This is a genomic window from Pseudomonas sp. No.21, from assembly GCF_054558415.1.
In genome coordinates this window covers 1-244 of the sequence record NZ_BAAJNO010000056.1, presented here as the reverse complement: position 1 = coordinate 244, position 244 = coordinate 1, and the positions used below count along the sequence as shown (strand labels likewise).

General features: G+C 73.4%; 1 pseudogene. It reads right to left on the bottom strand.

Annotated features, from left to right (window positions below):
• Positions 1 to 244, bottom strand: a pseudogene (locus ACYJSS_RS30725) (type VI secretion IcmF C-terminal domain-containing protein); the annotation flags it as partial.

Here is a 244-nt window from a genome sequence, read left to right as displayed (position 1 = left end):
TAATGCGCCAGCTGGCGCGAGGCGCCGCCGGGCTCGAGGAAGATCCGCGCCGGCAGGCTGAAGCCGCGCAGTTGCAGCAGCGCCAGGGGGCCCGCGCCCAGGTCGGTGCGCAGGTGCCAGGTCAGCCCCAGGCCATCGGGGGCCTCCAGCACCAGGCGATAGCGGGTTTCGCTGTCATCCAGCGGAGTGACCCGGGCCCGCTCCAGCAGCCGGATCAGGCCCCAGGTGCCGGCGTAGTCGCCAA